We start from the raw sequence: 17492 nt of genomic DNA on the forward strand, positions 1-17492 counted from the left end.
TTCACACCATGGGCTCAGTTGACCGCCACCGGGCGGCTGTGCACGGTCGCAATCCCATTCCAGTACCAGTAGAAAAACCCGCCCTCGGTCTGCAGCAATGTGTGCGTGGTGATGCTGTTCTGGTGAATATCACCCCAGCAGGCCCGGGCCGAGTTGCGGTTGTTGTGCAGGTCGATCACCGCCGCCGGGTCGCTGCTGGCCGGCTTGGGCGGCACGTAGAGCGCGCTGCCGCGGGGCACCCACAGGTCTGCCAGCCGTATCTTGCCCAGCGCCGGCCAGTAGCGGCCCACAGAGATCACCAGCGGCTGGGTGGGGTCGGTGGAGGCGAACACATGCGGAAAATCATGGTGCTCCAGGTCGGTACAGACCACGCTGAGCAGGGCATTGCCGGTACCCTGGTACGGTGACCAGTGGCCGGCGAAGACGCCGTATTCGTACTCCACCTGCTGCAGCGCGGTGACCGGGCTTTCGATCCGCACCGCCTGCCCCGGCTCCACCAGCGTCATGCCAAAGGCCGCCGCGATGCTGCGCGTGGCCCACAGCGGTGCAAACTCCACCTGCTCGGCCGCAAAGCCCAGCTGCGTTTCCACACCCCAGGGCGGCGTGGGCTTGACGCCCAGCACGTTGGCCACCAGGTACTCGTTGCCCACTGCCAGGGCCGGGTCGGTGGCGGCGGGCGTGAGCGGCGTGACATCGGCGGGCGGCTCGGCCAGGTAGACCGGCATGCCCGCGTCGTTGTAGAAGAACGGGGTTGTGGCGGTGTCGACCTGGGTCTCGTAGATGTCCTTGATGAACAGGGGTGCGTCGAGGTGGGGTCCGGGCATGGGGGTGTTCCTTCTTTTGCGGTGCTTTTGTCCAACCGTTTCTGGTTGCAAGAGCCGTGCCCCTCTCCAGGCGCGGCCCTGCCTTGACACTATAGCGGTGCCGAATGACTGCCCTGGGTCGTCGAGCCCATGGCCATCCGCCAATACCGTGTTCAGCGGCAAGGCTCGGTGGTTGCGCAGTTCCTGCTGCTGGGCGCGACGATGGCGGTGCTCTACCGCATGCGCGAGCGGCTGGTGGGCAACGGGCGCTTCATGGGCCGGCAGTCGCGCATCCCGGGCGTGATCCTGATCGCGCTGGGGTTGCGGCTGGCAGCGCAGCAGCGATAGCCGGCCTCAGGCTCACGGCTCCGTACCCTCACTCACCCGGCGGTAGGTGATCTCGCGGCCCTCGCGGTTGTCTCTGCCCGTGAAATCCGTGCGGGTCAGCAATGTGAGCTGGTAGGTGGCGTAGCGGATGCCACCGCCTGAGAACTGGCGGCCGCCTTGTTGAAGATAGCGGCGCTTGAAGTTGGTGCCGTCATAGCTCCATTCACCACTGTAGTGCTCGCTTTCCGTGGTGCCATCCGGCGCCACGACCTTCGCGTGTTCGCTGAATTTTCCGTCCTGGCCCAGGGCAACGACCATGCGCATCTTGGCCCCCTCGAACTCGGCCTCGCGCAGCCAGGTGCCGACCATGCGGCCCCGGGTTTCCTCGATGCGGGCACTGTGTGCGTCGTCACAGCCAGACAGCACAAGGGGCAGGAACAGCGCAGCGGCGAGCAGGGGAATCTTCATACGCGCAGCATCATAGACAGATCGATGCGCAGCCCCCCGCGCCCAGCCCGGTTCAACGACCGAGCTTCGCCCGGAGCCTATCGAGCCCCTTGCGGGCCAGTTCACCCGTGCGCTGCGCCCCTTGCTGGACTTGTTCGGCCGTGGGCAACGCCTCCTGCGCTGCGCGGGTGGCGCTGCGCAGGTTTTCGGCCGCCTGGCCCGTCAGCTCGCCGCCGCGCTTCTTCAATTCCTCCACCTGCTCGGCGGTGGGCATCTGGTCCTTGGTCCAGCTGGCGGCCTTGCCCACGGCGCCCGCAATCTGACCGGGCAGTTCGGTACCACGCATTCTGAGTTCCTCCATCTGCTGCACGGTTGGCAGCTGTTCCTTGGTCCATGTGGCCGCCTTGCCGGCCACCTCGGCCACCTGGCTACTGTATTGGCCCGCGTGCTCCCTGGCGCGGGTCCAGGCCTTGGCCACTTCGCCGGGCGGTGGTGTCAGCAGGGTCTGCTGCACCTGGGCCAACAACTGCCGTTCGGGGTCGGCCAGCGGCGCCCCGCCCGCCTCCAGCATCTGCGCCAAAAAGCGGCCCATCTCTGCCGCGATCACCTTGTGGTTGCAGTCCGGGTTGGCATGCAGGAAGGCCGAGAGTTCGCGCGCCAGATCGCCCGCCGCCGCATCGGCCAAGCCGGGCTCGATGGCGGCCATGGCCTGTGTGACGAAGCGATCATCCAGCCCCCACTCGTCCACCAGGTGCGCGGCCAGAAACGCGCGCCGCTGCGGCGCCACTGTGCCATCGGCCGAGGCGGCCAGCCGCAGCGACAGCGGCGCGATCAGGTCGAACAGCGCCAGCCCCAGCGTGTCCAGCGGGGTATTGAGGTAGCGGGGGATCTCGATGACCCGGCTGCCCTTGGAATGGCCGAGCCAGCGGTACATGCCATAACAGGCACCGCCCGAGGCCAGCGCGGCAAAGGCCACCCAGCCCACGGGCGTTGCCGCCGCGCCCACGCCCAGCGCCCCCAACAGGCCCGAGGGCGCAAAGAACGCCGATGCCACCAGGCCGGACTTGGCGATGGCCGCCCCGGCGCCGGCCGCGCCCAGCACGTCCCAGAGCTCGCGGCCCCGGTTCACCATGCGCAGCGAGGCATAGGCGTTCTCGCCGATGGCCAGCCTGGCCTTGAAGCGCAGCGGCTCGGCCACGACACGTTCGACATCCTCCAGGCCGGATGCGGCCTGTTGCTGCTGCAGCAGCAAAGCGTTGGGTTCTTCAGCCTTGGCCATCTCGCTCACACTGCAGCTCCCGCGGTTGGTTGACTGGTCATGGCTTTGGATGATCGCATGGGGCTGGCAAAAACCCAATCCAGTTTCCATGGCAAGCCGCAGGGGCATGGCCCCTGCCCGGTCACCCACCAAAATCCAGCTGCAGGTACCGGAGCGCCAGTGCCTGCAAAAAGCTGCGCGCATCGCCCAGTTGCCCCGCCGACAAGGCCCCGGTGAGCGCCCCGCCCGCCGCCAGGATGCGCCCCACGGCCTGCGCCGCCAGGGGCCCGGTGATGGCGTAAATGTCCTGCCCGCTGGCGCTGGCGCGGCGCGCCTCGCCGCCCCGGCGCACCACCACCTCGACCAGGAAGCGCTGGGCCGAGCGGCCCGATGGGTCCACCGCCACGGGCGCGGGCGTATCGGCAGCGCGCAGCTCGGTGAGCGGGGTCTCGTTCATCCACGCGGGCACGTCGGGCACGCGGACGTGGTGGGCGATGGTGACGGCATCGGCGCTGGAAAACCCCACCACGGCCTGCTCGCCAAACGGTGCGGCAAAGGCCCAGGTCTTGCGCGGGGCCACGGCGGGCGGTGCCTGGAACTGGCCGTTGGCGTACACGACGTGGCGGCCCGCGTTGCGCTGGCCGGTCTTGCGCGTGCCCTCGGTGGGGTGCCAGCTGTCCAGGGCGATATGCACTTCGATGGCATCGGCGTCGGGCCAGTCACCAAGGACGCTGGTGGCCAGCAGATCGCCCAGCGCGCCGTAGAAGGCCGCGGCGGGCGCGGCACACAGGCCGGCGGCGGCGTAGCGCTCGCCCCATTGCCCAAAGACCTCGCGCGCTGTGGGCTGCTCGGCCGACACGTCCACATAGTGCACGCCGGCCTGCAGCGCGGCCTGCAGCAGCTGGGGTGCGCTGTCGGCAAACGGGCCGGCGCAGTTCACGACCAGGGAAGACTCGGCAAGCAGGCGCGTGAGGGCAGCGGCATCGCCGAGCCCCTGTACGCGCAGCTGGTCTGCAGGTGCGTCGGGAAAGGCGGCATGCAGCTTGCCGAGATCGCGCCCGGCCAGCAGCACGGCGTGGCCCAGTTCGCGCAGGGCCTGCACTACGAAGCGCCCGGTGTGCCCGGCGGCGCCGTAGACCAGCACAGGGCGGGATTTAGCGGAAGAAGACGAAGATAAAGCGGTGGAAGTGTTTTCGATCACGATACAGACCTGTACGTTTTGTTTAGGACGGCGCGATGCTACATACAGGTCTGTATCGTGTCAACACGGAGTATGGGACAATGCCGGCATGAGCCCTAACGCCGCCCGCAAGACCAACAGCGCAGCCCGCTCCGACCCGGCTGTGCCCACCGCGACCACGACCACACCGCCGGTGGGCGACGTGCAGCAGCGCATCCTCGACACGGCCTGCCAGCTGTTCTATGCCGAGGGCGTGCGCGCCGTGGGGATCGACCTGGTCATCGAGCGCGCGCAGATCGCCAAGACCAGCCTGTACCGCTACTACCGCACCAAGGACGACCTGGTCGCCGCCTTTCTGGAGCGCGAGGACCGGGAGTTCTGGCAGCAGTGGGAAGAGGCCGCCGCACCGCACTCCCCCGATGCCGCGGCCGAACTCGACGCCCTGCTCGCCTGGGTGGGCGAGCGCGTGGCCCGCCCCGGCTACCGCGGCTGCCCGCAGCTCAACGTGGCAGCGGAGTTTGCCGACCCGGCCCACCCGGCCCGCGCCATATCGGCCGCGCACCGGCTGGAGCAGCGCAAACGCCTGGCCGCGCTGTGCAAGCGCATGGGGGTGAAGAAGCCCGAGGTGACGGCCGCGCAGCTGTCGCTGCTGGTCGACGGGGCCTTCAGCAGTGGCTCGCTGCTGCTGGGCGACAGCGCGGGCAAGGTGCTGCGCGCTGCGGGGCGCGCGCTGGTCGAAGCGGCGGGCTGAGGGCCCTCGCCCACATTGGCAGCAAGGGAGTTTTTGCCACATTGGCAATCGCCCGCTTGTTGCCAGACCGGCTATGGACAAGAATGGACCAGGCACTTGGCCGCCAGAGGACACCCCCATGCTCAAGCGCATCAGCATTCAGCACCTTGCCTTGGGCATGTATGTGCACGATTTCTGCGGATCGTGGATGGACCACCCGTTCTGGCGGGCCAAGTTCGTCTTGAAAGATCCCAAGGACCTTGCGCGCATCAAGGCCGCGTCCATCGAAGAGGTCTGGATCGACACGTCCAAGGGCCTGGACGTGGCGGCCGGTGTGCGCTCCGTCTCGCGCGAGGAGGCGGATTTTCAGGTGGAGACCGATTTCGGCATGCTCGACAAGCTGCCGCCCCTGCAGGTCGACCCGCCCTCCCCGCCTTCACCGCCCCCGGCACCCCGGCGCGCAAGTGGCCGGGCTGCCGCCAGCATGCACAGCGAGTTGCAGGCGGCCGCCTCGATCTGCGGCGAGGCCAGGCAGGCCATGGTCTCGATGTTCAGCGAAGCGCGCATGGGCAAGGCGGTGAACTCGGAGAACGCCCGTAGCCTGGTCGAAGAGATCTCGGACTCGGTCACCCGCAACCCGGGCGCGCTGATCAGCCTGGCCCGCCTGAAGACAGCAGACGACTACACCTACATGCACTCGGTGGCGGTGTGTGCGCTGATGGTGGCGCTGGCCAAGCAGATCAACCTGAATGAAGAGCACACGCGCGTGGCCGGCATGGCGGGGCTGCTGCATGACCTGGGCAAGGCGGCCATTCCGCTGGCAGTGCTCAACAAGCCCGGCAAGCTCACGGATGAAGAGTTTGCCGTGGTGCAGAGCCACCCCGTGCAGGGCTATCTCATGCTGCAGGAGGGCTGCAGTGTGGAGGCTGCGGTGCTCGATGCCTGCCGCCACCACCATGAAAAGATGGATGGCTCAGGCTACCCCGACAAGCTCAAGGGCGAACAGATCACCCTGATCGCGCGCATGACGGCTGTCTGCGATGTGTACGACGCCATCACCTCCGACCGCCCCTACAAGCGCGGCTGGGACCCGGCGGAGTCGCTGCGCCGCATGGCCGAGTGGACCAAGGGGCACTTCGACCCGCGCCTCTTCCAGGCGTTTGTGAAGAGCATCGGCATCTACCCCGTGGGCTCGCTGGTGCGGCTGACCTCCGGGCGCATCGGCGTGGTGACCGAGCAGGGCCAGCAGTCGCTGACCTCGCCCAAGGTCAAGGTGTTCTTCTCCACCAAGTCGGACATGCGCATTCCGCCCGTAACCATCGATCTGGCCGAGCCGCAATGCACCGAGAAGATCGTGGCGCGCGAAGACCCGGACCAATGGAAGTTTCCGGACCTCAACGAGCTGTGGTCGGGCTTTTCCGGGAAGACTTGGTAGTGGGCCTCGCACCCGCTCTTCGGTAGTCCCGTACAAAGCACCGCGAGGTGAACCCGATGCAGGCTCCGAAGAGGATGTGCCCCGCCAGGTTGGGCCAGATGGCGGGCAACCCCATCTGCCCGCAGGCCCAGCGCATTGAACAGCAGCGACAGCGGCACGATGGCCAGCGAGACGATGGTGCCCTAGCTGACGGCCTCTTTGAGCAGTGCGGCACCGGGGCAGACATGCAAAGGGGCATGCACCTCAGTCGAAAGAGGGCTGCTCGGGCAGCACGATGGGCAGGCCCGCCTGCATCCAGGCCTCGATGCCACCGGCGATGGATTGCACGTTCAGGTAGCCCATGGACTGCAGCGAGCGCGCCGCCAGGGCAGCGCGGCCGCTGGTCTTGCAGTAGAGCACCATGCGCAGGTCGCGCCGCTCGAAAGCCGGGTTGCCGGCAAGCCGGAACTCCAGCACGCCCCGGGGCATGCCCAGGGCGCCCTGCAAGTGGCCGGCGGCAAACTCGTCGGCCTCGCGCACGTCGATCAACAGGTCGGCGGCGCGGATGGCGTCTTGCGCCTGGTCGATGGGCACTTCGGTGACATGGGCCTTGGCCTCGGCCACGAGCTCGTGTGCGGTTTTCATGGTGACGACTCTCCTTGTTGGGTTGCGGTATGCAGGGCTGCGGGGCCTTGGCCGTCACAGCGCATTGAGCGGTATGCGCAGGTAGGCCACGCCGTTGTCGTCCTTGGGCGGCAGGTCGCCGGCGCGGATGTTGACCTGCACCGAAGGCAGGATCAGCACCGGCATCTCCAGCGTGGCGTCGCGCCGGGTGCGCATGGTGACGAATTCGTCCTCGCCCACGCCGTCGTGCACGTGGATGTTGTGCGCGCGCTGCGCGGCCACCGTGGTCTGCCAGGCGGGATCGCGGCCGGCGGGCGGGTAGTCGTGGCACATGAACAGGCGCGTGTCGGGCGGCAGGGCCAGCAGCCGGCGGATGGACTGGTACAGCGTGTGCGCATCGCCGCCCGGGAAGTCGCAGCGCGCCGTGCCCACGTCGGGCATGAACAGGGTGTCGCCCACGAACACGGCGTCGCCCACCTGGTAGGCCATGCAGGCCGGGGTGTGGCCCGGCACCGCCAGGGCCTGCGCCTGCAGGTTGCCGATGCGAAACGACTCGCCATCGGCGAACAGGTGGTCGAACTGCGCACCGTCGGCAAGAAAGCCCGGCTCCAGGTGGAAGATGCCCTTGAACACCTGCTGCACCTGGGTGATGGCCGCGCCAATGGCGATCTGCCCGCCCAGCACGTCGCGCAGGTGGTGCGCGGCCGTGAGGTGGTCCGCATGGGCATGGGTTTCCAGAATCCACTGCACCGTGAGACGCTGCGCGCGCACGAAGTCGACCACCTTGCCGGCCGACGCAGTGCGGGTGCGGCCAGCCTTGGGGTCGTAGTCGAGCACCGGGTCGACGATGGCGCAATGCCCGCCCGGGTGGTCGAAGACCACGTAGGTCACCGTCCAGGTGGCGGGGTCGAAGAAGGCTTGAACCTGGGGTTGGGGCTGGTCGTGCGGTTGCATGGTGTGTGTCCTTGCGCCATCAATTAAGATGTTTATAGTTTATTGACAGATATTTTGTTTGTCAATAAACTATCGACCAGGACATTGATCCACCTCACCGCAACCAGCAACCTATGGAGCACCCATGCAGGTCGAAGCCACCACCCCCATGGACCTGGAAAGCCTGCGCCGCTCGGCCGACAGCGCTTGCCGGCTGATGAAGGCGCTGTCCAACCCCGACCGGCTGCTGCTGCTGTGCCAGCTCACCGAGGGAGAAAAGCGCGTGGGCGAGCTGGAGGCGTTGGTGGGCATCACGCAGCCCACGCTGTCGCAGCAACTCGGTGTGCTGCGTGACGAAGGGCTGGTGACCACCCGCCGCGACGGCAAGCACATCTACTACCAGATCGCCAGCCCCCAGGCGCTGGCCGTCATGCAAACCCTGTTCGAACAATTCTGTGCACCCAAGGAGGCACCCCATGCAGATTGACTGGAACCAATTCACCCCCTGGGCAGCCCTCGCGGGCGGCTTGGTCCTGGGCCTGGCGGCGGCCGCCTTCGTGCTGCTGCATGGCCGCATCCTGGGCATCAGCGGCATCCTTGGTGGCCTGCTGCAGCCGCGCAGCAAGGACGTTGCGTGGCGCGTCGCCTTCGTGCTGGGCATGCTGGCCGCCCCCCTGCTCTACCGCCTGGCGGTGGGCGCCAACGAGGTGCGCATCGACGCCGGCTGGGGCATGGTGGTGCTGGCCGGGTTGCTGGTGGGCGTGGGCACGCGCTACGGCTCGGGCTGCACCAGCGGCCACGGGGTGTGCGGCCTGTCGCGCCTGTCGCCGCGCTCGCTGGTGGCCACGCTGGCCTTCATGGGCGCGGGCTTTGCCACCGTCTACCTCATCCGCCACGTGCTGGCCTGATCACAGAAGGATTGATCCATGAAGCTCCAACGCATTTCCGAATTCGGCATCGGCCTGGTCTTTGGCCTGGGACTCATCATCTCGGGCATGACCGACCCCGGCAAGGTGCTCGGCTTTCTCGACCTGGCCGGCCTGTGGGACCCCTCGCTCGCCTTCGTGATGGGTGGCGCCATCCTGGTGGGCGTGTTCGCATTCGCCGTGGCCCGCAAACGCACCACCAGCGTGCTGGGCGGCGCCATGCAACTGCCCACTGCACGCCACATCGACCGGCGCCTGGTGCTGGGCAGCCTGCTGTTCGGTGCAGGCTGGGGCATCGCGGGCTTTTGCCCCGGGCCGGCCATCGTGTCGCTGGGCGCAGGCGAGCCCAAGGCCCTGGTGTTCGTGCTGGCCATGCTGGCGGGCATGGGCGCTTTTGAATGGATGGAGCTGCGCAAGCGGGCGCGCAGCGCACCCCAGGCGGCCTGAGCGGGTTTGAACGGGCATGAACGCCGTGATCACCAGCCCGTGGCTTGCCGCCATCGCCACCCTGGGCATCATTGCCGCATACGAGGGCTGGCTGAACATTGCGCAGCGGCTGGCCCCTGGGCGGCTGGCACGCACGGCCCACGCCTCGTTGCGCGAAGACTGGTTTGCCGCCATCTCGGCGCAGCCAGGCTCCGAAATCCTGGCCGTGCAGACGCTGCGCAACTCGCTGATGTCGGCCACCATGACGGCGTCCACTGCGGTGCTGGGCCTCATGGGCGCGCTGTCGCTCACCGCCCCCACGCTGCATGCCACGCTGGGCGAGGCTGTCACGGGCACGGCCGCCTGGCCGCATGTCACGCCCCGGCTGGCGATGGAACTGGTGCTGCTGTGCCTGCTGTTCGCATCGCTCGTCGCATCGGTGATGGCCGTGCGCTACTACAACCATGCGGGCTTCATCGGCGGCATGCCCGTGGGCGCGCCCCAGCGCCAGCGCTGGGCCGCCGCCGGCAGCGCCTATGTGCGCAAGGCCGGCCTGCTCTACAGCTGGGGCCTGCGGCAGCTGATGCTGCTGGTGCCGGTGGTGGCCTTTGTGCTGCACCCGCTGGCGGGCGTGGTGGGGGCGCTGCTGGTGGTGGCGGCACTGCTGCACTTCGACCGGTTTTCGGCCGGGGAGTGAGGGGCAGCGAGACGGGCGCAGTTTGTCGAGATAGCGCCGGCTCACCCCCAGTTGGCTAGCCACGCCGTCCGCATGACCCGGTCGATCTGCGCATCCATAAGTGCCAGCGCCTTGAGGTACAACTGCTCGGCGGGTTCAGCGTGCGCTGGGGCATCGCGGGGTTTTGCCACGGGCCCGGCCATCGTCTCACTGGGCGCAGGCGAGCCCCAACGCCCTGGTGTTCGTGCTGGCCATGCTGGCGGGGATGGGGATCTTCGAGTGGCTGGCGGGGCGCAAGGCGGCACGTGCCGCAGCTGCCACCGCCTGACGACCTATCAGGCGCTTACCGCAGGCGAGAAGCAGATGTGGCGATTACGTCTGACATCTGCCGATCCTTGTCCACTTGCTTATTTTTTGCCATTGGCGGCGCGGATTTTTTCCCGCACAAAAGCGACAAATTCACGGCGTTTCCCGGATGATGCGAAGGCCCTATTGGGTATGACATGCGCCTTGTTATGCGCCAAGTAGACGCCGACAAACCCCGGCCTGGATACCACCCGGCTCACACCGGGCCACTTCACAAACAGCTTGGTAAAGGGCGTCGCTTCGACAAGTTCATCTTGCCTAGTCTCTAACGTGTGCTCAGTTAATACAGTGACGTTGCGACGAAAATAATCGAGCGCGAGGATGGCGAAAAGCGCTGCCCATTCCGCTAGATAGAAGAGTGCCGCGCCGGCAACGGAAACTCCGAATGACTGACCGTCATCGCGCGCTGAGTTGAAGGTTATCCATGGAATCACCAAGTAAAAGGCTTGTGTGATCGGGCTCAAAAAATGGTGCGAAGCACTGAAGAGAAGTAAGTCCCGAAACTTGAGTTCATACTGAATTCTCATCTCGTTGTTTGCGGGTTCATCCATAAAAAGGCACAGGCGGTTGGTAGGACGAGCGCGAGCTTAGTGGATAGGCGAGTCAACTCCAAATGGCAAATGGAACCACCGCGATCACGGCTCCACCCCCTGTTGGTTTTTGGCGCTCAACCCAAAAGATCCGCCAAGCCTGTCCGCGAGCCAACTCGCTATCGACAGACTTCGGCAAGGCTCAATTCTTGCCCCACCCTGGCAAGGCTGCTGCCTGCCGGATCCATGCCACCATCTGCGCCTCGTTCAGCCCACCTTCGTGGACGTTGATCCAGCGCGCATCCTCGCCCGAGCCGCCTTCGGGCGGTGGTGTGAGCGATGCGCCCTTGAAGAAGCTCACCTTGATGAACTTGGCGAACACGTGGTAGCCCAGGAACCAGCCCTGCCCCGCGATGCCGTAGAACGGCGAGTTCCAGCGCACGGCCTTGGTCACCTGGGGCACGTTGGCCTCGACCAGCGCATCGAGCCGGGCGCACAGGCTGCGCCGCCAGTCATCGGGGATGGCGGCGATATAGGCCTGCACGGGCGCATCGCCGTCGGCCTTGGCGATCTGGGGGTTGTCGCCTGATAAAAGCCCGGGCTTGGCGGCGGACTTGGCAGGTGCGGCGGAGGGCTGCTTCTTGGCGGGCGCGGCTTTTTTGGCGGGCGCTGCGGCTTTCTTGGCCACGGCAGTGGGCTTCCTGGCCGGAGCTGCCACGCTCCTGGTTGCCGCAGGTGCGGGCTTGGCCAGGGCCGCAGTCTTCTTCGTGGGGGTTAGCGCTTTCACGGGCGCCTTGGTGGGCGCTTTCGCTTTGGAAGGTAAAGACTTCGCCGCTGCCACTTTGCGCGCAGGCGGCTTCATCTCTGGCTTGCTGCTGGCCATGTTGTTCACTCCCTGTGAATGGCGGGTCAGCCACCCCAATGGGTGATTGCCTGCCTATAAAAAGAGTGCAGAGGGTACCAGTCCTTTGTGAAGTTGCACCCACCCCGTCTGCCTGGCACAGCAAGCGGTGACGGGTGATGGCAGGATGAGGCAGTCGGCGCGCAGGGACAGTGCCACTGGGCTCGCCCGGATCAGGCCGCCGGCGCAGCGGCGCCGGCATGGTCCCTGTCAGGCCGGCGCCAGGGGTCCACGTGCGTCATCAGGTTGAGCACGCGGTGGCGCTGCAGTACGCGCAGGCGGGCCTGTACGGCAATGTCGTGGCCCGCTTCGACGCTGATGGCGGCATCGACCTCCAGATGGGCGTCGACCACGATCAGGTCGCCCATCTTGCGGGTGCGCAGGTCGTGCACGCCCTGCACGCCGGGCGTCTGCGCCAGTGTCTGGCGAATGGCGGCGACCTCGGTCTCGTCCGCCGAGCGATCCATCAGGTCGTGCAAGGCATCCCAGCCAAAACTCCACCCCATACGCGACACCATGAAGCCGACGATAAGGGCTGCAATGGGGTCCAGGATCGGGTAGCCGGCCAGATTGCCAATGATGCCCAGGCCCACCACCAGCGAAGAGGCAGCGTCTGAGCGCGCATGCCATGCATTGGCCACCAGCATGCTCGACTTGACCCGCTTGGCCACCGCCAGCATGTAGCGAAACAGCAGCTCCTTGGCCACCAGCGCACCGCCCGCCGCCCACAGTGCGACGATGTGGACCTGCGCCACGGTCTCGGGAGACTCCAGCTTGCGAAATGCGGACCACAGCATGCCAACGCCCACCGCCAGCAGCAGCCCACCCAGTACCAGCGACGCTGCTGTCTCGAAGCGCTGGTGGCCGTATGGGTGGTCTTCGTCGGCGTCTTTCCTGGCCTGGTGGCCGGCCAGCAGCACGACGAAGTCGGACACCAGGTCCGACAGCGAATGGATGCCATCTGCCACCAGGCCCTGTGATTGGGACAGGATGCCGATGGACACCTGCGCCACCGTCAGGCAGATGTTGACGCCCACGCTGACCCATGTGCTGCGCGAGCCCGCTGCCGCCCGCTCGTCCGCAGTGTGCTGCGTGTCCTCGGACTCGTCAGGGAAATTGCCGCCCTGAATCATTTCACCACCACCGAAGTGCTGGCCAAGGTCGCCAGTGGCTGCCGTGGCAGAACCCGGCGGCGGCCGATGGGCGTGCTCGCAAGCGCCCGTGAGCCTGCGCACCTGACGGCATTCAGGGAGGGTCGGGGGGCATCGGTCGCGGTGGGGATTTTCATGGGTCTTTCCTTTGGGGAACTGGCTGGCCTGTACCGCAGCGATGGCGCTGTGGAAGGAGCGTTCACGGCAGCTCCGAAACGCCCTTTTGACCCCAGGGCAGCATGCGCCGCAAGGTGTTGTCGCGTATCAGGTAGTGATGGAAAAGCGCCGCTGCGGCATGCACCCCTATCAGCGCGTAGCCGAAGGAGCCGACTGCTTCATGGATGTCCTCGGCCCAATGGGCAAGCGATCTGTTTTCAGCCACCAACTGCGGCAGCTGCATGCCGAAGAACGGGATGCTTTTGCCTTGTGAACTCAAGGCCAGCCAGCCCAGCAGGGGCATGCCGAGCATCAACCCATACAGCGCGAAATGCGCCAGCCGGGCCAGCCGGTGCTGCCACCGGGCCGGCTCGGGCTGGATGCGGGGCACGGTGCTGGTGAGGGCCACCGCCAGCCTGAGCATCACCAGCACCAGCACAGACAGGCCCAGCGTGAAGTGCCAGGTCTTCATGTCCTGGCGCAAGCCGCTGCCTTTGGGGAAGAATTCGCGCAGCTCGATGCTGGCATACGCCGCCGCGATGAGCAGCACCATCGCCCAGTGCAGCGCCATCGACAGCGCACCGTAGTGGTGTTTGGTGTTGCGCCAGTTCATGGCAAAACAGGATGGGAGCGTGGATCGGCGTTCATGGTGGGGGCCTTATCGTTGAATGAAGCATCTGCCAACGCAAGGGCCTGCGTCCGTACGGCGGCGCACGTCCCGCAGCCTGTGGGCCAGTACAACAGAGACCAACCCGCACGGGCTTGATCCAAGACAACATCGCTTATCGGATCGGGCGTATGCATGCCCTGGCAAGACACGGGCTGCGCACCCGCCCAGGCCAGCGCGCGATGGACTGGCCTGGACAGAGATGGCGTGAACGTGTGATGCAAGCGGGCAGTGGCTACGGGAGACAGATCACTGCATGCTGCGGCCTGCGCCTTAAGGGCGTCTTATAAGGACAGGTTCGCACACGGCCCTGAGGCGCCCAGGCCCGCGTGCAACGGGGGCGCCAGCACTGGCCCCGGCCCGTATCAAACCACCTCGTTCAGATAGATCAGGTGCAGCGGCCGATCGAGCAGCTCATCGAAGCGCTTTGCAAACGCCTGGAAGTACGGCGTGGCGATGTGTGCATCCAGTGCCGCCTGGTCGGTGAACGACTCGCGCATGTAGAAGGTGCCGGGTGCATCGGCCTGCTCGAACAGGGTGTAGTCGATGCAGCCCGGTTCCTCGCGGGTCAGGGGCACCAGCGCCTTCAGGGCGGCGCGCAGCTGGTCATGCTGGTCCGGTCGGGCCTGCAGAACGGCCAACATGACCAGGGGCGTGGTTGGCTTTGGTTGCGCCGCCATCACGCCCACCCTTCCAGCACCACCTTGCCGCGCGCCTTGCCCGATTCGAGCAGCGCGTGCGCCTTCTTCAGGTTCTGGGCGTTGATGCTGCCAAAGCGCTCGGCCAGCGTGGTGCGCAGCAGGCCGGCGTCGACCAGGGCGGCCACCTCGTTGAGCAGATGGTGCTGGCCGACCATGTCGGCGGTGCCGAACAGCGAGCGGGTGAACATCAGCTCCCAGTGGATGGAGACGGACTTGCGCTTGAAGGGCATCACGTCCAGCGCCTGGGGGTCGTCGATCAGGCCGAACTTGCCTTGCGGGGCGATGGCTTCGATGATCTGCGCCAGGTGCTCGTCGGTCTGGGTCAGGCTGACGATGTAGTCCACCGTGGGGAAGCCGATGGCCTTGAGCTCCGCGGCCAGCGACTGGCTGTGGTCGATGACATGGTGGGCACCCAGCTCCTTCACCCAGGCCTGGGTTTCGGGGCGCGATGCGGTGCCGATGACCGTGAGGCTGGTGAGCCGCGAGGCCAGCTGCGTCATGATGGAACCGACCCCGCCCGATGCGCCGATGATCAGCAGCGTCTTGCCCTCGGGCTTCTTGCCGGGCTGCAGCCCCAAGCGGTCGAACAGCATCTCCCACGCGGTGATGGCTGTCAGGGGCAGCGCGGCGGCCTGGGCAAAGTCGAGCGTCTGGGGCGCATGGCCCACGATGCGCTCGTCCACCAGGTGCAGCTCGGCATTGGTGCCGGGGCGGGCGATGGAGCCGGCGTACCACACGCGGTCGCCAGGCTGGAACAGGGTGACCTCGGGGCCCACGGCCTTGACGATGCCGCTGGCGTCCCAGCCGAGCACCTTGTAGTCCTGCCCTTCGACCGGGGCGCTGCGCGAGCTGCTGCCACGCACCTTGGTGTCCACGGGGTTCACGGAGACGGCCTTGACCTCCACCAGCAGGTCCCGGCCGGTGGCCACGGGTTCGGGCAGGGTGATGTCGAGCAGCGCATCGGGGTGGCTGATGGGCTGGGATTGCTGGTAACCAACGGCTTTCATGGGAAGGGTCCTTTCAGGGAAGAGCGTAAGCAAAAAAGAAGACAGTTGAACGGGTCAGGCGATTTCCAGGTCGGCGGTGGCAGCCTCATAAGGTGGGTAGTCGCTGTAGCCCTGCGCACTACCGCCGAACAGCGCCTTGGGGTCAAACGCGGCCAGCGGCAGGCCATCGCGCAAGCGCCGAGGCAGATCGGGGTTGGCTATGAAAGGCCGGCCAAACGCCACCAGGTCGGCAAAGCCATCGCTCAGCACCTGGCTGGCGCGTGCGACGTCGTAGCCGCCGGCCACGATCACGCGGCCCTGGTAGGCCTGGCGCAGCGCGGTGCGAAATGCGTCGGGGATCTGCGGCGCATCGGCCCAATCGGCCTCCACCAGGTGCAGGTAGGCCAGGCCCGTGGCGTCGAGCTGGCGCGCCAGGTGCAATATGGTGGGAATGATCTCGGAGCAGTCCATGCCGCGCTGGGTGATGAAGGGCGCCAGGCGCATGCCGGTGCGCTCGGCCCCGGCTTCGCTGGCCACGGCGGTGGCCACCTCCAGCGCAAAGCGCGTGCGCCCTTCCAGCGTGGCGCCGGTGTAGGCATCGGTGCGCTGGTTCGATGTGGTGCGCAAGAACTGGTCAACCAGGTAGCCATTGGCGCCGTGGATCTCCACGCCATCGAAGCCAGCGCGCATGGCATTGGCCGCCGCGCGGCGGAAGTCGCCGATCACGGCCTGGATATCCGCCGCCGTGAGCGCACGCGGCACCGGGCTGTCCACCATGCGCCCCACGCCGTCATCGCCCGCCACCCACACCTGGGCCTGCGGCGCAATGGCCGAGGGCGCCACGGGCAAGCCGTCGGCATGGAAGCTGGCGTGCGACATGCGGCCCACATGCCACAGCTGCAGCACCATGCGCCCGCCCTCGGCATGCACCGCATCGGTCACGCGGCGCCAACCGTCCACCTGCGCATCGCTGTAGATGCCGGGTGTGAAGCTGTAGCCCTGGCCCTCCCGCGATATCTGCGTGGCCTCGCTCACGATCAAGCCGGCACTGGCGCGCTGGGCGTAATACTGCGCCATCAGCGCGTTGGGCACATCGCCCGGCTGGCTGCTGCGGGCGCGCGTCATGGGCGCCATCACGATGCGGCTGGGCAGGGCCAGCGGGCCCAGTTGCAGGGGGCGGAACAAGGGGGACGCGGTGGCGGTCATAAGCGGAGCTCCGGTATCTGGTGAGGGCGGGACGGCGACATTGCCATTGCCATGCCGCAATGGTCCGCCTTTGCGCTCGATTGAAAAACCCCTGCCCCATTGAAGCCACTTTCAATAAAATATTGAAGATCAAGCCATTGCCCTGCCCCTTCACACATGAAAGCCCTGCAAGACCTCGACATCTTTGTGCGCACGGTCGACAACGGCAGCCTCTCGGCCACCGCCCGCGCGCTCGACCTCACGCCTGCCGCCACCAGCGCGGCCCTGAAGCGCCTGGAGGCTGAGCTGGGCGTGCAGCTGTTCGTGCGCTCCACGCGCAGTCTGCGGCTCACGCAGCAGGGCGAGCTGTTCCTGGAGCAGTGCCGCCCTGCCCTCGCAGCGCTGCAGCAGGCCGGCCAGCAACTGGCCGCCGGCGAGCAGGCGCTGCGCGGGGTGCTGCAGCTCTCGGCCCCGTCGGACCTGGGGCGCAACGTGCTGCTGCCCTGGCTGCATGAGTTCAAAGAGCAGCACCCGCAGGTGGACATCCGCCTGCAGCTGTCGGACCGCGTGGCCAATGTCTACAGCGACCCGGTGGACGCCGCCTTTCGCTACGGCAAGCCGCCCGATTCGGGCCTGGTCGCCCTGCCCCTGGCCCCCGGCGTGCGCCGCGTGCTGTGCGCGTCACCTGCCTACCTCGCAAAGCATGGTGCGCCCGCCACCCCGCACGAACTCACGGGCCACGACTGCCTGTGCTTCATGCTCGGCGATGAGGTACACGACCGCTGGCGCTTCACGCCCGGTGACGGCGGCCCCGAGGTGAGCGTGCGCGTGCGCAGCGTCAACGTGTCGAACGACGGCGACGCCATGCGCCGCTGGGCCCTGCTGGGCAAGGGCATCGCCTACAAGGCCGGGCTGGATGTGGCGGCGGACCTGGCCGCAGGGCGGCTGCAGGCGCTGTGCCAGGGGTGGACCACGGAGCCCACGCCGCTGTTCCTGGTGGTGCCCAGCCGCCGGCAGCTCACGCCGCTGGTGCGGGTGCTCAGGGACTTCGTGGCACAGAGGACGGCGGCGCTATCGACCACGCTGCCGCAGTAACGACCCGCCC

21 protein-coding genes are annotated in these 17492 nt (G+C 67.0%); 8 read left to right on the plus strand and 13 right to left on the minus strand.

The genetic code is table 11. From position 1 onward, the window contains the following. Positions 1 to 14 precede the first annotated feature (14 nt). Positions 15 to 824, minus strand: a complete 810-nt coding sequence (locus QYL93_RS07810; protein WP_305743124.1) for a hypothetical protein — start codon at positions 822 to 824, stop codon at positions 15 to 17. A 129-nt stretch (positions 825 to 953) separates the two neighbouring features. Here QYL93_RS07810 and QYL93_RS07815 point away from each other — a divergent pair, with 129 nt between their 5' ends. Continuing rightward, positions 954 to 1151, plus strand: a complete 198-nt coding sequence (locus tag QYL93_RS07815; protein ID WP_305743125.1) for a hypothetical protein — start codon at positions 954 to 956, stop codon at positions 1149 to 1151. A 12-nt stretch (positions 1152 to 1163) separates the two neighbouring features. Here QYL93_RS07815 and QYL93_RS07820 read toward each other — a convergent pair whose 3' ends face one another. The 3 genes from QYL93_RS07820 to QYL93_RS07830 all read right to left on the minus strand — a co-directional run bounded on the left by QYL93_RS07820 (position 1164) and on the right by QYL93_RS07830 (position 4036). After that, positions 1164 to 1598 (minus strand): hypothetical protein, encoded by a 435-nt coding sequence (locus tag QYL93_RS07820; protein ID WP_305743126.1) that lies wholly within the window; start codon positions 1596 to 1598, stop codon positions 1164 to 1166. Positions 1599 to 1650: 52 nt separating this feature from the next. Further along, positions 1651 to 2856, minus strand: coding sequence for a hypothetical protein (locus tag QYL93_RS07825; RefSeq protein ID WP_305743240.1), 1206 nt, complete (start codon positions 2854 to 2856; stop codon positions 1651 to 1653). A gap of 121 nt (positions 2857 to 2977) precedes the next feature. Continuing rightward, on the minus strand, positions 2978 to 4036 hold the full coding sequence (locus QYL93_RS07830) for a saccharopine dehydrogenase NADP-binding domain-containing protein (protein ID WP_305743127.1): 1059 nt from the start codon (positions 4034 to 4036) through the stop codon (positions 2978 to 2980). Between the two features lie 88 nt (positions 4037 to 4124). Here QYL93_RS07830 and QYL93_RS07835 point away from each other — a divergent pair, with 88 nt between their 5' ends. Continuing rightward, positions 4125 to 4766 carry a TetR/AcrR family transcriptional regulator gene (locus QYL93_RS07835; RefSeq protein WP_305743128.1) on the plus strand — a complete coding sequence of 214 codons (642 nt, stop codon included), beginning with the start codon at positions 4125 to 4127 and terminating at the stop codon, positions 4764 to 4766. A 118-nt stretch (positions 4767 to 4884) separates the two neighbouring features. Then, on the plus strand, positions 4885 to 6180 hold the full coding sequence (locus QYL93_RS07840) for an HD-GYP domain-containing protein (protein ID WP_305743129.1): 1296 nt from the start codon (positions 4885 to 4887) through the stop codon (positions 6178 to 6180). A 243-nt stretch (positions 6181 to 6423) separates the two neighbouring features. Here the strand turns inward: QYL93_RS07840 and QYL93_RS07845 are convergent, their stop codons facing one another. Continuing rightward, positions 6424 to 6804 (minus strand): rhodanese-like domain-containing protein, encoded by a 381-nt coding sequence (locus QYL93_RS07845; RefSeq protein WP_305743130.1) that lies wholly within the window; start codon positions 6802 to 6804, stop codon positions 6424 to 6426. Positions 6805 to 6858: 54 nt separating this feature from the next. Continuing rightward, complete coding sequence (locus tag QYL93_RS07850) at positions 6859 to 7737, minus strand: MBL fold metallo-hydrolase (RefSeq protein WP_305743131.1); 879 nt, start codon at positions 7735 to 7737, stop codon at positions 6859 to 6861. Positions 7738 to 7861: 124 nt separating this feature from the next. On the opposite strand from QYL93_RS07850, the gene QYL93_RS07855 reads away from it, so the two are divergent. From QYL93_RS07855 to QYL93_RS07870, 4 genes are read left to right on the plus strand one after another with little or no spacing between them, the layout of a single operon-like run. Next, the gene (locus tag QYL93_RS07855) at positions 7862 to 8203 is read left to right on the plus strand and encodes a helix-turn-helix transcriptional regulator (RefSeq protein ID WP_305743132.1); all 342 of its coding nucleotides are present in this window, start codon (positions 7862 to 7864) and stop codon (positions 8201 to 8203) included. After that, entirely contained in the window at positions 8193 to 8624 is a 432-nt protein-coding gene (locus QYL93_RS07860; RefSeq protein WP_305743133.1) for a YeeE/YedE family protein, read from the plus strand. The genes QYL93_RS07855 and QYL93_RS07860 overlap by 11 nt, the downstream gene beginning before the upstream one ends. An 18-nt stretch (positions 8625 to 8642) precedes the next feature. Continuing rightward, on the plus strand, positions 8643 to 9089 hold the full coding sequence (locus tag QYL93_RS07865; protein WP_305743134.1) for a DUF6691 family protein: 447 nt from the start codon (positions 8643 to 8645) through the stop codon (positions 9087 to 9089). A gap of 16 nt (positions 9090 to 9105) precedes the next feature. Further along, on the plus strand, positions 9106 to 9765 hold the full coding sequence (locus QYL93_RS07870; RefSeq protein ID WP_305743135.1) for a DUF599 domain-containing protein: 660 nt from the start codon (positions 9106 to 9108) through the stop codon (positions 9763 to 9765). Between the two features lie 386 nt (positions 9766 to 10151). Here the strand turns inward: QYL93_RS07870 and QYL93_RS07875 are convergent, their stop codons facing one another. The 7 genes from QYL93_RS07875 to QYL93_RS07905 all read right to left on the minus strand — a co-directional run bounded on the left by QYL93_RS07875 (position 10152) and on the right by QYL93_RS07905 (position 16408). Continuing rightward, positions 10152 to 10661 (minus strand): YcxB family protein, encoded by a 510-nt coding sequence (locus QYL93_RS07875; protein ID WP_305743136.1) that lies wholly within the window; start codon positions 10659 to 10661, stop codon positions 10152 to 10154. Between the two features lie 181 nt (positions 10662 to 10842). Beyond that, positions 10843 to 11427, minus strand: a complete 585-nt coding sequence (locus QYL93_RS07880; protein ID WP_370876950.1) for a DUF1801 domain-containing protein — start codon at positions 11425 to 11427, stop codon at positions 10843 to 10845. A gap of 287 nt (positions 11428 to 11714) precedes the next feature. Beyond that, positions 11715 to 12674: a cation diffusion facilitator family transporter gene (locus QYL93_RS07885; RefSeq protein ID WP_305743137.1), complete on the minus strand. Its 960-nt coding sequence runs from the start codon at positions 12672 to 12674 to the stop codon at positions 11715 to 11717. A 217-nt stretch (positions 12675 to 12891) separates the two neighbouring features. Then, positions 12892 to 13461 (minus strand): cytochrome b, encoded by a 570-nt coding sequence (locus QYL93_RS07890; protein WP_305743138.1) that lies wholly within the window; start codon positions 13459 to 13461, stop codon positions 12892 to 12894. A 419-nt stretch (positions 13462 to 13880) separates the two neighbouring features. Then, positions 13881 to 14159 (minus strand): putative quinol monooxygenase, encoded by a 279-nt coding sequence (locus QYL93_RS07895; protein ID WP_305743139.1) that lies wholly within the window; start codon positions 14157 to 14159, stop codon positions 13881 to 13883. 35 nt (positions 14160 to 14194) lie between these two features. Then, positions 14195 to 15223: a zinc-binding alcohol dehydrogenase family protein gene (locus tag QYL93_RS07900; RefSeq protein ID WP_305743140.1), complete on the minus strand. Its 1029-nt coding sequence runs from the start codon at positions 15221 to 15223 to the stop codon at positions 14195 to 14197. A gap of 54 nt (positions 15224 to 15277) precedes the next feature. After that, complete coding sequence (locus QYL93_RS07905) at positions 15278 to 16408, minus strand: alkene reductase (RefSeq protein ID WP_305743141.1); 1131 nt, start codon at positions 16406 to 16408, stop codon at positions 15278 to 15280. Between the two features lie 156 nt (positions 16409 to 16564). On the opposite strand from QYL93_RS07905, the gene QYL93_RS07910 reads away from it, so the two are divergent. Further along, entirely contained in the window at positions 16565 to 17482 is a 918-nt protein-coding gene (locus QYL93_RS07910; RefSeq protein ID WP_305743142.1) for a LysR family transcriptional regulator, read from the plus strand. Positions 17483 to 17492 lie beyond the last annotated feature (10 nt).

Origin of the sequence: Acidovorax sp. A1169 (genome assembly GCF_030704685.1) — a bacterium.
Taxonomy (GTDB): domain Bacteria; phylum Pseudomonadota; class Gammaproteobacteria; order Burkholderiales; family Burkholderiaceae_C; genus Acidovorax.

Bases quoted from the DNA above. Each gene is read 5' to 3' on its own strand.
- QYL93_RS07810 (WP_305743124.1), bottom strand. From the start codon at position 824: ATGCCCGGACCCCACCTCGACGCACCCCTGTTCATCAAGGACATCTAC.
- QYL93_RS07815 (WP_305743125.1), top strand. From the start codon at position 954: ATGGCCATCCGCCAATACCGTGTTCAGCGGCAAGGCTCGGTGGTTGCG.
- QYL93_RS07820 (WP_305743126.1), bottom strand. From the start codon at position 1,598: ATGAAGATTCCCCTGCTCGCCGCTGCGCTGTTCCTGCCCCTTGTGCTG.
- QYL93_RS07825 (WP_305743240.1), bottom strand. From the start codon at position 2,856: ATGGCCAAGGCTGAAGAACCCAACGCTTTGCTGCTGCAGCAGCAACAG.
- QYL93_RS07835 (WP_305743128.1), top strand. From the start codon at position 4,125: ATGAGCCCTAACGCCGCCCGCAAGACCAACAGCGCAGCCCGCTCCGAC.
- QYL93_RS07840 (WP_305743129.1), top strand. From the start codon at position 4,885: ATGCTCAAGCGCATCAGCATTCAGCACCTTGCCTTGGGCATGTATGTG.
- QYL93_RS07845 (WP_305743130.1), bottom strand. From the start codon at position 6,804: ATGAAAACCGCACACGAGCTCGTGGCCGAGGCCAAGGCCCATGTCACC.
- QYL93_RS07850 (WP_305743131.1), bottom strand. From the start codon at position 7,737: ATGCAACCGCACGACCAGCCCCAACCCCAGGTTCAAGCCTTCTTCGAC.
- QYL93_RS07855 (WP_305743132.1), top strand. From the start codon at position 7,862: ATGCAGGTCGAAGCCACCACCCCCATGGACCTGGAAAGCCTGCGCCGC.
- QYL93_RS07860 (WP_305743133.1), top strand. From the start codon at position 8,193: ATGCAGATTGACTGGAACCAATTCACCCCCTGGGCAGCCCTCGCGGGC.
- QYL93_RS07865 (WP_305743134.1), top strand. From the start codon at position 8,643: ATGAAGCTCCAACGCATTTCCGAATTCGGCATCGGCCTGGTCTTTGGC.
- QYL93_RS07870 (WP_305743135.1), top strand. From the start codon at position 9,106: ATGAACGCCGTGATCACCAGCCCGTGGCTTGCCGCCATCGCCACCCTG.
- QYL93_RS07875 (WP_305743136.1), bottom strand. From the start codon at position 10,661: ATGGATGAACCCGCAAACAACGAGATGAGAATTCAGTATGAACTCAAG.
- QYL93_RS07885 (WP_305743137.1), bottom strand. From the start codon at position 12,674: ATGATTCAGGGCGGCAATTTCCCTGACGAGTCCGAGGACACGCAGCAC.
- QYL93_RS07890 (WP_305743138.1), bottom strand. From the start codon at position 13,461: ATGAACTGGCGCAACACCAAACACCACTACGGTGCGCTGTCGATGGCG.
- QYL93_RS07895 (WP_305743139.1), bottom strand. From the start codon at position 14,159: ATGTTGGCCGTTCTGCAGGCCCGACCGGACCAGCATGACCAGCTGCGC.
- QYL93_RS07900 (WP_305743140.1), bottom strand. From the start codon at position 15,223: ATGAAAGCCGTTGGTTACCAGCAATCCCAGCCCATCAGCCACCCCGAT.
- QYL93_RS07905 (WP_305743141.1), bottom strand. From the start codon at position 16,408: ATGACCGCCACCGCGTCCCCCTTGTTCCGCCCCCTGCAACTGGGCCCG.
- QYL93_RS07910 (WP_305743142.1), top strand. From the start codon at position 16,565: ATGAAAGCCCTGCAAGACCTCGACATCTTTGTGCGCACGGTCGACAAC.